Genomic DNA, 14791 nt, shown 5'->3' with positions numbered 1-14791 from the left:
GGACATCGTTGCACGCCGGGAGCCCTTATGGTGCCGCGACCCCTGGGTTGGGTGAACTCTCGCTCCGCTGTGCCCGCGTCAGTCGCCGCTCCCGTCCACGACTGCCGCCCACTCGTCGAGCAGGGCTTCGGCGGACGCCTGGTCGGGCCCCTCGGCCCACAGGTGCGTCACCGCCTCGCCGCGGTCCGGCAGCACCAGCACCCAGCGGCCGTCGGCCTCCACGACGCGTACGCCGTCGGTGGTGTCGACGTCGCGGGAGCCCGCGGCCTCCACCACCCGGCGCATGACCATGCCCTTGACGGCCCACGGCGTGGCCAGATCCCGGCAGAGCACGTAGGCCTGCGGGATGCGGGCGTCGATCTGGCTGAGGGTGAGCTGGGTGCGGGCGACCAGGCCGGTGAGCCGGGCGAAGGCGGCCGCGCCGTCGAAGACGGAGGAGAACTCCGGGACGATGAAGCCGCCGCGTCCGTCGCCCCCGAAGACGGTGTCGTCCATCCGCGCCACCCGGGCCAGGTCGTCGGGTGAGGTCGTCGTCCACTCCACCTGTGTGCCGTGGTACGCGGCCACCTGCTCGGCGATACGCGTCGTCGTCACCGGCATCGCCACCCGGCCGCTGCGGCGCTCCGCCGCGACGAGGTCGAGCATGACCAGCAGCGCCCGGTCGTCCTCGACGATCCGGCCCTTCTCGTCGACCAGCGAGATGCGCTCGCCGACCGGGTCGAAGCGCACGCCGAAGGCGGCCCGCGCGGAGGACACGATCTCGCCGAGACGGACCAGGCCGGCGCGGCGCGACTGCGGTGTCTCGGTCGGCCGGGACTCGTCCAGGCCCGGGTTGATGGTCAGCGCGTCCACACCGAGGCGGCCGAGGAGGCTCGGGAGCACCAGGCCGGCGCTGCCGTGGGAGGCGTCCACGACGACCTTGAGTCCGGCCTCGGCGATGCCGCCGGTGTCCACGGCGCGCAGCAGCGAGCCGGTGTAGGAGTCGAAGACGCTGGCGGGGAAGCTCAGGTCGCCGATCTCACCGGGGAACGCGCGGCGGTACTCCTGGCGGGCGTAGACCCGGTCGAGCTTGCGCTGCGCGCCCTGGGAGAGGTCGGCGCCGCGCTCGTCGAGGAACATGATGTCGACGGAATCCTGTACGCCCGTGGTGGTGCGGATCATGATGCCGCCGGCGCTGCCGCGCGCGGTCTGCTGCCGGGCCACGGGCAGCGGCACGTTCTCCAGGTCCCGTACGTCTATGGCGCTGGCCTGGAGCGCGGAGATCACCGCGCGCTTGAGCGCACGGGCGCCGCGGGAGTGGTCGCGGGCGGTGGTCACGCTGGAGCCCTTCTTCAGCGTGGTGGCGTAGGCCCCGGCCAGCCGGACGGCCAGTTCGGGGGTGATCTCGACGTTGAGGATGCCGGAGACGCCGCGGGCGCCGAAAAGATGCGCCTGACCACGCGACTCCCAGATCACCGAGGTGTTGACGAACGCGCCCGCTTCGATGGTCTTGAAGGGGTAGACACGCACATTGCCCTGGATGATCGATTCTTCGCCGATCAGGCACTCGTCGCCGATGACGGCGCCGTCCTCGATCCGCGCGGCGCGCATGACGTCGGTGTTCTTGCCGATGACGCAGCCGCGGAGGTTGCTGTGGCCGCCGATGTAGACGTTGTCGTGGACGACGGCGCGGTGCAGGAACGCGCCCTGCTTGACGACGACGTTGGAGCCGAGGACCGAGTGCTCGCGGACCTCGGCGCCCTGCTCGACCTTGGCGTAGTCGCCGATGTAGAGCGGGCCGCGCAGGACGGCCTCGGGGTGCACCTCGGCGCCCTCGGCGACCCAGACCCCGGGCGAGATCTCGAAGCCCTCGAGATCGAGGTCGACCTTGCCTTCCAGCACGTCGGCCTGCGCCTTGACGTAGCTCTCGTGGGTGCCGACGTCCTCCCAGTAGCCCTCCGCCACGTAGCCGTAGATGGGCTTGCCGTCCTTCATCAACTGCGGGAAGACGTCGCCCGACCAGTCGACGGAGGTGTCCGCCTCCACGTAGTCGAAGACCTCGGGCTCCATCACGTAGATGCCGGTGTTGACGGTGTCGGAGAAGACCTGGCCCCAGGTGGGCTTCTCCAGGAACCGCTCGACCTTGCCCTCCTCGTCGACGATGGTGATGCCGAACTCCAGCGGGTTGGGGACCCGGGTGAGGCAGACGGTGACCAGGGCGCCCTTCTCGCGGTGGAACGCGATCAGGTCGGTGAGGTCGAAGTCGGTGAGCGCGTCGCCGGAGATGACCAGGAACGAGTCGTCCTTCAGGGCCTCCTCGGCGTTCTTCACGCTGCCCGCGGTGCCCAGTGGCCGGTCCTCGTTGGCGTACGTGAGCTCCATGCCGAGCTCCTCGCCGTCCCCGAAGTAGTTCCGCACCAGGGAGGCGAGGAACTGGACGGTCACCACCGTCTCCGTCAGCCCGTGGCGTTTGAGCAGCCGCAGGACGTGCTCCATGATCGGCCGGTTCACCACCGGCAGCAGGGGCTTGGGCATGCTCGCGGTCATGGGGCGCAGGCGGGTGCCTTCGCCCCCAGCCATCACGACGGCCTTCATATCGGAAGCGTCCTCCTTGGGCGTGAGACGGCGATGCCGGCTGCCGCCTAGTCAGGGGTGGTGTCCGCGCGGGCGTCTTCCCGGATGAGACGGCGCACCTGGATGAGGTAGAGGCCGCCGGCCCACCAGTACAGCGCTGTACCCCAGCCGGCGAACGCCCATCCGAAAATAGCAGAGAGTGACGACACCCATCCACTTGCGTCACTGAGGAGGAGCAACGGAAAGGCGTACATCAGGCAGAAGGTGGCGGACTTGCCCAGGAAGTTCACCTGCGGCGGCGGGTAGCCGTGCCGGCCGAGCAGATAGACGGCCACGCCGACGATCGCGTCGCGGGACAGCAGCAGGACGATCAGCCACAGCGGCAGGATCCCGCGCCAGGTCAGGCCCACGAGCGTGGCCAGGATGTACAGCCGGTCGGCGGCCGGGTCCAGGATGCGGCCCAGGTTCGAGACCTGGTTCCAGCGCCGGGCGAGCTTGCCGTCGAGGTAGTCGCTGAGGCCGCTGAACGCCAGGATCGCCAGCGCCCAGCCGTCGGCGTTCGGGCCGCCGAACTCCGGCCAGAGGATGAGCCACAGGAAGACGGGCACCAGGACGAGCCGGGACATGCTGAGGAGGTTGGGGACGGTGAAGATCCGGTCCGTCGATTCAGCCCTCTCCTGGACCTCCACCCGCGTGCCTCCCCGTCCGTTCCCGCCGGTGCCGCCAGACGCGCCGGCGACGCGTTCTGACCTTACCCGCCGGCGGGAACGGGCCCGCGCGCAGGCCGGATCGGGGGCAGGTGCGGAGAGCCGGGCGGGGGGCGATGCGGGGTACGGTCGGGGCGCTCGCGCGGGGGACGGGCCGGGGGGTTGGGTGGTGGGCAGCTCGGGGGCCGGGTGGGGGTGGGCACCGGCGGACTCCCCTCGATACGGAACGGTAAATTCCGATTGGTTACGCTTCAGGAGCGGCGCGGCCCCCGTGGACGCGGGCGGCGCCGACCCCCCTGTGTCTTCTGGAGGCCCCGGCATGACCCAAGTCTCGTCCCCGCTCACCGGCCGCGCCATCGGGCTCGCCGCCGTGCCCGACCCGGTCTTCTCGGGGGCGCTGGTCGGTCCCGGCACCGCCGTGGACCCCGAGCGCGGGCCCGCCGAGGCGGTCGCGCCGATCGGCGGCCTGGTGCTCTCCCTGCACCCGCACGCCTTCGTCGTCATGGACGACGAAGGGCACGGCGTGCTGACCCACCTCGGCCTCGACACCGTTCAGCTCAACGGCGAGGGCTTCGAACTGCTCGTCGCCAAGGGCGACCGGGTCGAGCGCGGGCAGCCCCTCGTCCGCTGGGACACCGTCGCCGTCGAGGCGGCCGGCAAGTCGCCGATCTCGCCGGTGGTGGCGCTGGAGGCGGCCGAGGGGGCGCTGTCCGCGGTGGCGGAGGACGGAGAGATCAAGGCCGGCGAGGCGCTGTTCACCTGGAAGTGACGAGTCGGCGGTGACCGACCGGCGGGCCCCGGCGCTGCGGCCCGTGCGCGTACGACAGCCACGGCGGGACGCCGCCGCGCACTTGCGGAAGACTGGTGACATGGAGACGACACTGCGAGGCGTCGGCGTGAGCCACGGGGTGGCGATCGGCGAGGCACGGCACATGGGCACCGCGGTGCTCGAACCGCCCGCGAAGCAGATTCCCGCCGCCGAGGCGCCGCGCGAGCAGGAGCGGGTGCGCAAGGCCGTGGAGGCGGTGGCCGCCGACCTGGTGGCGCGCGGCAACCTGGCCGGCGGCGAGGCGCAGGCCGTGCTGGAAGCGCAGGCCATGATCGCGCAGGACCCGGAGCTGGCGGCGGACGTCGAGCGGCGGATCGCCGTCGGCTCCTCCGCCGAGCGCGCGGCGTACGACGCCTTCGCGGCGTACCGCGAACTGCTCGCCGGGGCCGGGGAGTACATGGCCGGGCGGGTCGCGGACCTGGACGACGTCCGCAACCGGATCGTCGCCCGGCTGCTGGGGGTGCCGATGCCGGGGGTGCCGGACAGCGACGAGCCGTACGTACTGATCGCCCGCGACCTGGCGCCCGCCGACACCGCGCTCCTCGACCCCTCGCTCGTCCTCGGCTTCGTCACCGAGCAGGGCGGGCCGACGAGCCACAGCGCGATCCTCGCCCGGGCGCTCGGTGTCCCGGCGGTGGTGGCACTGCCGGGCGCCGTCGAGCTCGCGGAGGGCACGGTCGTGGCGGTCGACGGCTCGACCGGCGAGGTGTTCGTCGAACCCGGGCCCGACAAGCGCGCGGAGATGGAGCAGATGGCCGCCGAACGCAAGGCGGCGCTGGCGGCCGCCACCGGCCCCGGGGCGACCTCCGACGGGCACAAGGTGCCGCTGCTGGCGAACGTCGGCGGCCCTGCGGACGTGCCGGCGGCCGTCGCGGCGGGCGCGGAGGGCGTGGGGCTGTTCCGCACGGAGTTCCTGTTCCTGGACGACAGCCGGACGGCGCCGTCGGAGCAGGCGCAGATCACTGCGTACCGCCAGGTGCTGGAGGCGTTCCCGGAAGGGCGGGTCGTCGTACGCGTCCTGGACGCGGGCGCCGACAAGCCGCTGGAGTTCCTCACCCCGGCCGACGAGCCGAACCCGGCGCTCGGCGTCCGCGGACTGCGGTCGCTCCTGGCCCACCCCGACGTGCTGCGCACGCAGCTCACCGCGCTGTCCAAGGCGGCGGTCGGGCTGCCGGTGTACCTCGAAGTGATGGCGCCGATGGTCGCGGACCGCCAGGACGCCGCGGACTTCGCGGCGGCGTGCCGCGACGCGGGGCTGGCGGCGAAGGCCGGGGCCATGGTGGAGATCCCGGCGGCGGCGTTGCGGGCGCGGGCGATCCTGCAGGAAGTCGAGTTCCTGTCGCTGGGGACGAACGACCTGGCGCAGTACACCTTCGCCGCCGACCGGGAGGTCGGGGCGGTGTCGCGGCTGCAGGACCCGTGGCAGCCGGCGCTGCTGGACCTGGTGTCGTTCGCGGCGGAGGGCGCCAAGGCGGAGGGCAAGAGCTGCGGTGTGTGCGGCGAGGCGGCGTCGGACCCGCTGCTGGCGTGCGTGCTGACGGGGCTGGGGGTGACGTCGCTGTCGATGGGCGCGGCGGCGATCCCGTACGTCCGGGCGACACTGGCGAAGCACACGCTGGCGCAGTGCGAGCGCGCGGCGTCCGCGGCCCGGGCCGCGGACACGGCGGAGGAGGCCCGGGAGGCCGCCCGAACGGTCCTGTCGGGCGAGTAGGGGCTGTTTTCCGACCCCGGCGCGCCGTCATCGGTGGCAGCCCTTCTCCGGGCGGGGCAGCGGGGCGCCGGCGCGGTAGGTGACGTCGGGTTCCGGGGGCAGGGGGGCTCCCGTTCTGGCGTCGGTGCAGTAGGCCGCGTAGACCTCCTTCTCCGTCAACGGGTCCAGCCAGCCGTCCCGTAGCCGCCAGCCCCGTACCCCCTCCCTGCCGTCCGCCCCCGTCGTCCGGGCCACCACCCCGCCCGTCCCCGACGTGGCGATCCCTGCCGCAAGCACCAGTCGCAGACCCTCTCCGTCCGGAGGGCGAAGGCGCGGCGGGCCCGCCGGCTCCGCGCTGCGGGCCACCGCGACCAGCGGGAAGCCAGCCGAGCGGACCGTACTCACCACGTGGTGCGCGCCCGGGCCCAGGGCCTCCGTCAGGCGGTCGACCAGCAGGCCCGCGCGGGCCAGTGCCGCATCCGCGCGGTGTTCGCCGCAGTCCTCGCACCGGCCCGCCGCCGCCAGCAGCGTCGCCGCGCGTTCGCGGGAGCGGCTGCGGGCCGCCGCGTCGAGCAGTTGGGGCACCAGGCGGTCCATCGGCTGGCCCCCGTACGGCACCGCCGGGCCGCGGGCGGCGGACTCCGCCACGTAGCGGCAGCGGCTCGTCGGGGTGTCCGGCTCCAGGCCCCGTTCCGCGCAGAAGCGGGCGAAGCCCGGCGGGTCGAAGAGCGCCACCGTCGTGAACGCCCCCTGCGTGGCGCGGGCCCGCAGGACGCCCTCGACCTGCCGCAGATACGCCGCGTGGTCGTCGAACAGAAAGCTCGCATACCGCCGCATCGCCGCGAAGTCCGCGGCATCCGCCAACAGCCCCACCGCACCCGGCATTTCCCGGCGCAGCAGCCGGGCATCCGTCCTCGTACGCGCCATGACTCTCCCCCTCTACGGAGCGCAACCAGTCACTACGCACCGTAATCGAGGAGTCTGACAATCCCCGCGGTCAGCTCCGCGACCGCGCCAGCCGCTCGTAGAACCTCAGCAGGTCCACCCGGTCCACCGATCCCGGGTTGACCGCCTTCTCCAGCGGCGTGCCCTGCAGCATCCGCTTGACCGGCACCTCCAGCCGCTTGCCGGTCAGCGTGTGCGGCACGCCCTCCACCTCGATCACCTCGTCCGGCACGTGCCGCGGCGAAAGCTGCTCGCGGAGCACCGCGCGGATCCGGTCCCGCAGGCCGTCGTCCAGCCGTGCACCCGTGGCCAGTTGGACGAAGAGCGGCATCCAGTACCCGCCGTCCGGCTGCTCCACGCCGATGACCAGCGACTCCCGTACCTCCGGCAGCCGCTCCACCACCTCGTAGATGTCCGCGGAACCCATGCGGACGCCCTGCCGGTTGAGCGTCGAGTCGGAGCGCCCGTGGATGACGACCGAGCCGCGGGAGGTGAGCGTGATCCAGTCGCCGTGCCGCCACACGCCGGGGTACGTCGAGAAGTAGCTGTCGCGGTAGCGCTCGCCGTCCGGGTCGTTCCAGAACCGTACGGGCATCGACGGCATCGGCTGCGTCACCACCAGCTCGCCCACCTCGTCCGTCACCGGCTCGCCCGCCGGATCCCACGCCTGCAGGTCCGTGGCCAGGCACGCCGCCTGCAGCTCGCCGATGTGCACCGGCAGCGTCGGCACCGCGCCGGCGAAGCAACTGCACACGTCCGTGCCGCCGCTGACCGAGGCGATCCACATGTCGGCGGGACCCTCCGGGCCCGCCCGGTGGAACTCGTCGTGGATCCACCGGAAGCCGTCCGGCGGCAGCGGCGAGCCCGTCGTCGCCACGCACCGCACCCGCGCCAGGTCCAGATCGCGGCCCGGGTGCACGTCCGCCTTACGGCAGGCCATGACGTACGCCGCGGAGGTGCCGAAGAACGTCGCCTCCGTGCGCTCCGCGACCCGCCACTGCGCCCCGACGTCCGGGTAGCCGGGGCTGCCGTCGTACGTGATCACGGTGGCGTCCACCAGGAGGCCGGAGACGAGGAAGTTCCACATCATCCAGCCGGTGGAGGTGTACCAGAAGAAGCGGTCGCCCGGACCGAGGTCGCAGTGCAGCGCGAGCTGCTTCAGGTGTTCCAGCAGGATGCCGCCCTGCGACTGCACGATCGCCTTGGGCAGGCCGGTGGTGCCGGAGGAGTACAGCACCCACAGCGGGTGGTCGAACGGCACCTGCTCGAAGACCGGTTCGGCGCCCGTGGCCACCAGCGCGTCCCACTCCAGCGCGCCCTCGGGCGGCGGGGCGCCGAGCAGCGGGACGTGCACGACGGCGCGCAGGGTGGGCAGTTCGCGGCGCAGCTCCGCGACGGTCTCGCGGCGGTCGTGCTCCTTGCCGCCGTAGCGGTAGCCGTCGACGGTGACGAGCACCACCGGCTCGACCTGGCGGAAGCGGTCCAGGACGCTGCGGGCGCCGAAGTCCGGGGAGCAGGAGGTCCACACGGCGCCGACCGCGGCGGTCGCGAGCAGCGCGACGACGGCCTGCGGGATGTTCGGCAGGTACGCGCCCACGCGGTCCCCGGGCCGTACGCCGAGCCGGCGCAGCTCCGCCGCCAGCGAGCCGACCTGCGCCCGCAGCTCCGCCCTGCTCACGGGCTGCGGCTCGGCGCCCTCGGCGACGTGCAGCAGCGCGGGTCCTGCGGCGGTGCCGGGGTCGCGCAGCGCGCGCTCCGCGTAGTTGAGCCGGGCGCCGGGGAACCAGCGGGCGCCCGGCATGGCGGCGTCCGCGAGGACCGTCTCGTACGGGCTGGAGAACCGGACGTCGAACCACTCGGCCGCCGCCCGCCAGAACCGCTCCGGACCGCCGTCCGGCGCCACCGACCAGCGGTGCAGCGCCGCGTAGTTCGCCTCCGGGTCGCCGGGCACGGGCGCGGGCGCGCCGTGGTGCTCGGCGGCCCAGCGGTGGAAGCGGGTGAGCTGTGCCTTCTCGACGCGCTCGGGACCGGGCCGCCACAGCGCCGCGGGCGGCTCGGGCGACGCGGAGCCCGCGGACGGCGCCGGTGGCGCGGACGGCTCGGTGGGCGGCTGGCTCGGCATGGCGTGACTCCCGTGGTACGGCATCCGCATGAGGGTCTGCGCCGCCGCCGGCCCGGTGGGGCGGCCGCGGCGCTCACGGAGCGCCCGGCGAGGGTGGCCGGTGCTCCGGTGAGACGATGCCACGTGATCGAATGCGGCACCAGTACGACCCGTATCCGTGCCGTCGTACGGCGGCACAGGGGGCGCGCGACCGCACTCCCGGTGAACAGCGGTTGAACTCGTTCGCCCGTCGTGGTGAGCGGTGGCAGGCTGATCAGCATGGATCCCTCCGCCCTCACCCGGCGTGTCCGCGCACTGCGCGCCGCCGTGCGGAACCGGCGGGCCGACGCCGCCGCGCTCCCCCGCCGCCGTGTGGAGCGGGCCCGGGTGCCGGGGCTCGCGATCGCGGCCGAGCCGGCGCCGGGCGGCGGCGTGATCCGCTTCGCCCGCTCCACGCTGCAACTGCGGGTGACGACGGCCGGTGCGGTGTTCTGCGGCTGGGACGGCGCGGAGCCGGAGCCGTCGTACGCGCTGGCCCGCGGGCCGGAGACGGACGCGCGCGTGGAGCTCGAACCGGACGCGGCGGGCGGCGGCTGGCGGGTGGTGTCGGAGCGGGTCACGGTGGCGGTGTCACGGCGCGGGGCGGTGGAGGTGCGTACGCCGGCGGGCGTGGTGCTGCGCCGGGAGCAGCCGCCGCGCTGGTGGGAGTCGCCGGTCGGCTCCCCGGCAGACGGCGAAGGCGAGGGCACACGGCGCTGGGTGCAGCGCGCCCACGTCACCCCGGACGCCCGGTTCTTCGGGCTCGGCGGCCGCTCCGCGGGCCCCTCCCTGCCGGACGGCCGCTACCGCCTGTGGAACAGCGACCCCGGCGGTGCCTTCGCCCCCGGCGACGACCCGCTGTCCCTGACGATGCCCGTGCAGTTCGTCGTCTCCGACGCCGGCTGCCATCTGCTCTTCCACGACAACTCCTGGGACGGCGGCGTCGAGCTGCAGCGCGGCACGGAGGGCGCCGGCTCCGGCCACGACCGCCCCGGCCGCATCGAGGTGCGCATGGACGGCGGCCCGTTGCGCTACTGGGTGATGGCCGGCACCCCCGCCCGCGTCCTGCAGAGCTGGACGGCGCTCACCGGCGCCCCCGCCGTCCCCCCGGCGTTTGCGCTCGGCTACCAGCACGCGCGGTGGGACTTCGGCGGCGCCGAGGGCGTACGCCGCGTGGTGCGCGGCTACCGCGAGCGCGGGCTGCCGCTGGCGGCGGTGCACCTCGACATCGACCACCACGACGGCCACCGCGTCTTCACCGCCGACCCCGACCGCTTCCCCGACCTGCCCCGGCTGGCCCGCGAGCTGGCCGCGGACGGCGTGCACCTGGTCTCGATCGTCGACCCGGGGGTGAAGGCCGAGCCGGGCCGTCCGGTGTACGACGCGGGCGTGGCCGCCGACGCGTTCGTCCGGGACGCGCGCGGCCGGCCCGTACGCGGCGTGGTGTGGCCCGGCGACGCGGTCTTCCCCGACTTCACCGACCCGCGGGCACGCAAGTGGTGGGGCGGGCTCTACGCGGAGCGGCTGCAGCAGGGCTTCGCCGGCTTCTGGCACGGCATGAACGAGCCCGCGTCCTTCACCGCCTTCGGCGAGAAGACCCTGCCCCGCTCCGCCCGGCACGACCTGGAGGGCCGCGGCGGCGACCACCGCGAGGCGCACAACGTCTACGCCCTGCAGATGGCCCGCGCCGCGTACGGGGCGCTGACCGGTCTGCAGCCCGACCGCCGCCCGTTCCTGTTCTCCCGCTCCGGCTGGGCCGGCCTGCAGCGCTACGGCGGCACCTGGTCGGGCGACGTGGCCACGGGCTGGCCCGGGCTGTCCGCGTCGCTGGCGCTCGTGGTCGGCCTGGGCCTGTGCGGGGTGCCCTACTCGGGCCCCGACGTCGGCGGGTTCAGCGGGCGGCCGGAGCCCGAGCTGTATCTGCGCTGGTTCCAGCTCGGCTCGTACCTGCCGCTGTTCCGCACGCACTGCGCGTTCGACGCCGGGCGGCGCGAGCCGTGGGAGTTCGGGCCCGAGGTGCTGGCGCACGCCGGCACGGCGCTGCGCGAGCGGGAGCGCCTGCGCCCGTATCTCTCGACGCTCGCCCGGCTCGCGGAACGCACCGGCGCGCCTTACGTGCGTCCCACGTGGTGGTACGACCCGGCGGACCGGGCGCTGCGCGAGACGGAGGACGCCTTTCTGCTCGGCGACGCGCTGCTGGTGGCGCCGGTGCTGGCCGCGGGGGCGCGGCGGCGGGCGGTGCGGCTGCCGCTGGGACGGTGGTACGACACGGCGACCGGCCGCGCCCTGCAGGGCCCGGGCACCGTGGAACTGGAGGCACCACTCGCCCGGGTGCCGGTGCTGGCCCGGGCGGGCGCGGTGCTGCCGGTGGCGGGTGCGGACGGCGGGACGGAGCTGGAGGTCTGGGCGCCGCCGCCCGGCGTCACGGGCGGCGGCGTGGTCGTACGGGACGACGGCGACGGCTGGGAGGCGCCGCGGCTGGAGCGGTACGTGACCCGGTGGACGGGGGGCCGGACGACGGTGCGGAGCGAGGACGGCGCGGAGCCCGACCTGCCGGTGCGGGTACGGGGCGGGTAGCCGCCCGTACGGGCACGCCGGCCCGCGGTTCCGGCCATCCGAACGGCCCTGTCACGTCCCCTTCCCCGCGCGCCCCCGGTGCGGTAGTGAAAGGGCCATGCCCATGAACGCCGCCCTCGCGCGCCCCCTGTCCCGGCTCGCCGTCCTGGCCGCCGCCGCGGCTCTCGCCGTCACCGCCACCGTGGCGCCCCCGGCCACCGCGCAGCCGGAGCCGAAGGCTCCGAAGGAGTTCGTCGCGCTCTCCGACGTGGACCCGACGATCCTGCACGACATCCGCTACGTCACCCCGCACAACTTCACCGGCGAGCGCATCGACGGCTACCGCAAGCCGATGTGCATCCTCACCGAGGACGCCGCCCGGGCGCTGAAGAAGGCACAGCGGGCGTTCCTCCGGGACGGCTACTCCCTGAAGGTCTACGACTGCTACCGCCCGCAGCGCGCCGTGGACCAGTTCGTCACCTGGGCCGAGGACCTGGACGACCAGGCGATGAAGGACGAGTTCTACCCGCGCGTCGACAAATCCCGGCTCTTCGAGGACGGCTACATCGCCGCCCGCTCCGGCCACAGCCGGGGCAGCGTCGTGGACCTCACGCTGGTGAAGCTGCCGGCCGGGCACACCCGCCCGTACGAGCCGGGCGAACCGCTCGTCGACTGCGCGGCCCCGCAGCAGGAGCGCTTCCCGGACAATTCGATCGACATGGCCACCGGCTACGACTGCTTCGACACTCTCAGCCACACCCTGGACGAGCGGGTCGAGGGCGAGCAGCGCGCGAACCGGCTGCGGCTCAAGGACGGCCTGGAGGTGGCGGGTTTCGTGAACTACGCGAACGAGTGGTGGCACTTCGGGCTCGCGGACGAGCCGTTCCCGGACACGTACTTCGACTTCCCGGTCCACCGCCGCTCGCTGTCCGGGTAACGGTCGCTGACGGAGCGCGGCCGGCGGCGTACCGACAGGGTCCGCCCTTGTAGACTGGGCCGATTATGTTCGACCACATTCGGCATCGGCCGCCGGCCACGCTCGTCAGAGAGCGCGAAATCGTCGTGGCCTGTGCTCCGCTTCGCACCCGCGCCAATCTGTCCAGCATCGTCCGCACCGCGGGATGCTGCGGAATCACCAGAGTCATCGCGTGCGGTAACGCGAAAGTCGACCCCGACGTCGCGCGGGACAGCACGGACCACGTCACGATCGAGGTCCGCCGGACCCTCCCCCCGGTGCTGAGGGATCTCCGCGCGGCCGGCTACCGGGTCGTCGGCCTGGAGCAGACGACCAACTCGCACAATCTGCACAGCTTTTCCTTCCCCCGGAAAACGGCCCTCGCCGTCGGAAACGAGCGGCTCGGCCTCACCGAGGAGGAGTTGAAGTTCGTCGACGACTGCGTCGAGATTCCCGTCTGGGGAATGCCGCACAGCTACAATGTCGCGACCGCGACGGCGATGGCGCTCTACGAGTACTGCAAGCAGTATCCCGAAGGCTGATCCGGAACCGCCCGAATTCGATGAGAGACATGCAGATGACGGTGCCCAGTTGGCGGGAAGTCCGCGACCCTTCCGTGCTGCTGGAGGACGAGTCGGTCCTGGTCCTGAACAAACCCGCCGGGATTTCCGTGATGGGCGAGCGGCACGGAACCGATCTCGTGGAGTTGGCCGCGGAGGCGGGAGAACAGCTCTATCCGGCCCATCGCGTCGACAAGGTCACCTCCGGCGTCATCCTCTTCGCCAAGGACCTGGCCACGCACGGCGGCCTGACCCGGCAGTTCAACAAGCGGACGGTCGACAAGGCGTATCTGGTCGTCACCGCGACCACCGGCCTGCCCGACCGGGGCACGATCGAGCTGCCGCTCGGCATCGGGCGGAAGAACAGGGTGCGTATCGCCGCGGCGCGCGAGGCGATCCGGTGCGACGAAGCGGAAGGCCGCTGGTGGGTCGCGGATGACGACGTCCTCGACGGGAAGAACTACCCGTCGACCACCCGTTTCCGGACGCTCTGGAGCGACGGTGAGCACTCGGTGCTCATCGCCCGTCCCGTCACCGGCAGACGGCATCAGATCCGCGTCCACCTCGCCTGGATCGGCCACCCGATCCTGGGCGACCCCCTCTTCGACAAGGCCGCCGCGGCGGCCGGCCTGCGGACGCATCTGCACTCCTGGCGGCTGGGCTTCGACGCCTCCTGGCGCGACGGCAGCCGCGTCGACGTGGTGGCCGAGCCGGACGCCGGCTTCTGGGAGCCGCTGGCCGGCGCCCTCTCCGCCGACGGGATCGACCGCCTGCTACGCGACGGCGCGAGGCTCCTCCGCCCGGCGTGACGTGCGCGGTCCGGCCCCGGACCAGCGGTGTCGAAAATACATATGAGGCCGTCGTGTCCAGTGTCTTGACGGTCCATCAGCGCAGGTGAACACTGCCGGATGTCAGTCGGGCATCGCCGCACGACGGCCCCCGCCGCTCTGCCTCCCACCGGCGATACGCCTCGCTGACGCGCGCTCGCAGCGACGCCGGTCGGGGTGTGCACCTCCCTCCCCTGCCGGCGCTCGACGTCATGGCAACAGCCAGGGAAGAACGCACCCTTCGTCTCGGCCGGGACCGCGATCCCGGTGGTTGATCGAGGAGCCGCAGTGGACTATCCCAATGGGGACATCTTTGCCGGTGAAGTGATCGGCACCGCCATTCTCATCCTGTTCGGCGCGGGCGTCTGCGCCGCCGTCACCCTGGAGAAATCAAAGGCCAAAGCGTCCGGCTGGGTCGTCATCGCCTTCGGGTGGGGCTTCGCCGTGCTGGCCGGCGCGTACACCGCCGCGCCGCTGTCCGGCGGGCACATCAACCCGGCCGTGACCCTCGGCGTCGCCGTCGAGAGCAACGAGAACTGGGGGAAGGTGCCGCTGTACATCGTCTCGCAGATGCTCGGCGCGCTCATCGGCGCCGTGCTCGCCTGGCTCGTCTACTACGGCCAGTTCGCGCGCAACGCGAACCGTGAGACGTCCATCGAGACGCTCGGCATCTTCTCCACCCGCCCGGAGATATACCACCCGTGGCAGAACCTCGTCACCGAGATCATCGCCACCGTCGGCCTCGTGCTGCCGATCCTCGCCTTCGGCCTCACCGAGGGGCTGGCCGAGTCCGGCACCCAGGTGCTCGTCGTCGCACTGCTCGTCGTCGGCATCGGCCTGTCGCTCGGCGGCCCCACGGGCTACGCCATCAACCCCGCCCGCGACCTGGGCCCCCGTATCGCCCATGCGCTGCTGCCCATTCCCCACAAGGGCACCAGCGAGTGGAACTACGCCTGGATACCCGTGGCCGGGCCGCTGATCGGCGGCGTGCTGAGCGCGCTGATCTACAAACTCGCCTTCTAGCAGCAA

The 14791-nt window shown here is 73.1% G+C and carries 11 protein-coding genes; 7 read left to right on the top strand and 4 right to left on the bottom strand.

Annotated features, from left to right (window positions below; all coding sequences use genetic code 11):
- Positions 1-78 precede the first annotated feature (78 nt).
- Complete coding sequence (locus tag ABGA99_RS04185) at positions 79-2574, bottom strand: mannose-1-phosphate guanyltransferase (RefSeq protein WP_347579139.1); 2496 nt, start codon at positions 2572-2574, stop codon at positions 79-81.
- 47 nt (positions 2575-2621) lie between these two features.
- Entirely contained in the window at positions 2622-3242 is a 621-nt protein-coding gene (locus ABGA99_RS04180; protein ID WP_347579138.1) for a CDP-alcohol phosphatidyltransferase family protein, read from the bottom strand.
- A gap of 337 nt (positions 3243-3579) precedes the next feature.
- Here ABGA99_RS04180 and ABGA99_RS04175 point away from each other — a divergent pair, with 337 nt between their 5' ends.
- Positions 3580-4029: a PTS glucose transporter subunit IIA gene (locus ABGA99_RS04175; RefSeq protein WP_347579137.1), complete on the top strand. Its 450-nt coding sequence runs from the start codon at positions 3580-3582 to the stop codon at positions 4027-4029.
- Positions 4030-4129: 100 nt separating this feature from the next.
- Positions 4130-5800: a phosphoenolpyruvate--protein phosphotransferase gene (gene ptsP / locus ABGA99_RS04170; RefSeq protein ID WP_347579136.1), complete on the top strand. Its 1671-nt coding sequence runs from the start codon at positions 4130-4132 to the stop codon at positions 5798-5800.
- A 27-nt stretch (positions 5801-5827) separates the two neighbouring features.
- On the opposite strand, the gene ABGA99_RS04165 is transcribed toward ptsP, so the two are convergent.
- The gene (locus ABGA99_RS04165; protein WP_347579135.1) at positions 5828-6706 is read right to left on the bottom strand and encodes a hypothetical protein; all 879 of its coding nucleotides are present in this window, start codon (positions 6704-6706) and stop codon (positions 5828-5830) included.
- Positions 6707-6776: 70 nt separating this feature from the next.
- The gene (locus ABGA99_RS04160) at positions 6777-8846 is read right to left on the bottom strand and encodes an acetoacetate--CoA ligase (protein ID WP_347582167.1); all 2070 of its coding nucleotides are present in this window, start codon (positions 8844-8846) and stop codon (positions 6777-6779) included.
- Positions 8847-9104: 258 nt separating this feature from the next.
- On the opposite strand from ABGA99_RS04160, the gene ABGA99_RS04155 reads away from it, so the two are divergent.
- From ABGA99_RS04155 to ABGA99_RS04135, 5 genes are all read left to right on the top strand, one after another.
- Positions 9105-11441, top strand: coding sequence for a TIM-barrel domain-containing protein (locus ABGA99_RS04155; RefSeq protein ID WP_347582166.1), 2337 nt, complete (start codon positions 9105-9107; stop codon positions 11439-11441).
- A gap of 97 nt (positions 11442-11538) precedes the next feature.
- A complete protein-coding gene (locus ABGA99_RS04150) occupies positions 11539-12357 on the top strand; it encodes a M15 family metallopeptidase (protein ID WP_347579132.1) in 819 nt (272 codons plus the stop codon).
- 65 nt (positions 12358-12422) lie between these two features.
- Positions 12423-12917 (top strand): RNA methyltransferase, encoded by a 495-nt coding sequence (locus ABGA99_RS04145; RefSeq protein ID WP_347579131.1) that lies wholly within the window; start codon positions 12423-12425, stop codon positions 12915-12917.
- Between the two features lie 29 nt (positions 12918-12946).
- The gene (locus ABGA99_RS04140; protein WP_347579130.1) at positions 12947-13744 is read left to right on the top strand and encodes an RNA pseudouridine synthase; all 798 of its coding nucleotides are present in this window, start codon (positions 12947-12949) and stop codon (positions 13742-13744) included.
- Positions 13745-14050: 306 nt separating this feature from the next.
- Positions 14051-14785, top strand: coding sequence for an MIP/aquaporin family protein (locus ABGA99_RS04135; RefSeq protein ID WP_347579129.1), 735 nt, complete (start codon positions 14051-14053; stop codon positions 14783-14785).
- Positions 14786-14791: the final 6 nt, after the last annotated feature.

It is taken from the genome of Streptomyces sp. B5E4 (genome assembly GCF_039871555.1).
Lineage (GTDB): Bacteria > Actinomycetota > Actinomycetes > Streptomycetales > Streptomycetaceae > Streptomyces.
The sequence above is the reverse complement of the archived record's forward strand: the minus strand, read 5'-3'. Positions and strand labels throughout refer to the sequence as shown.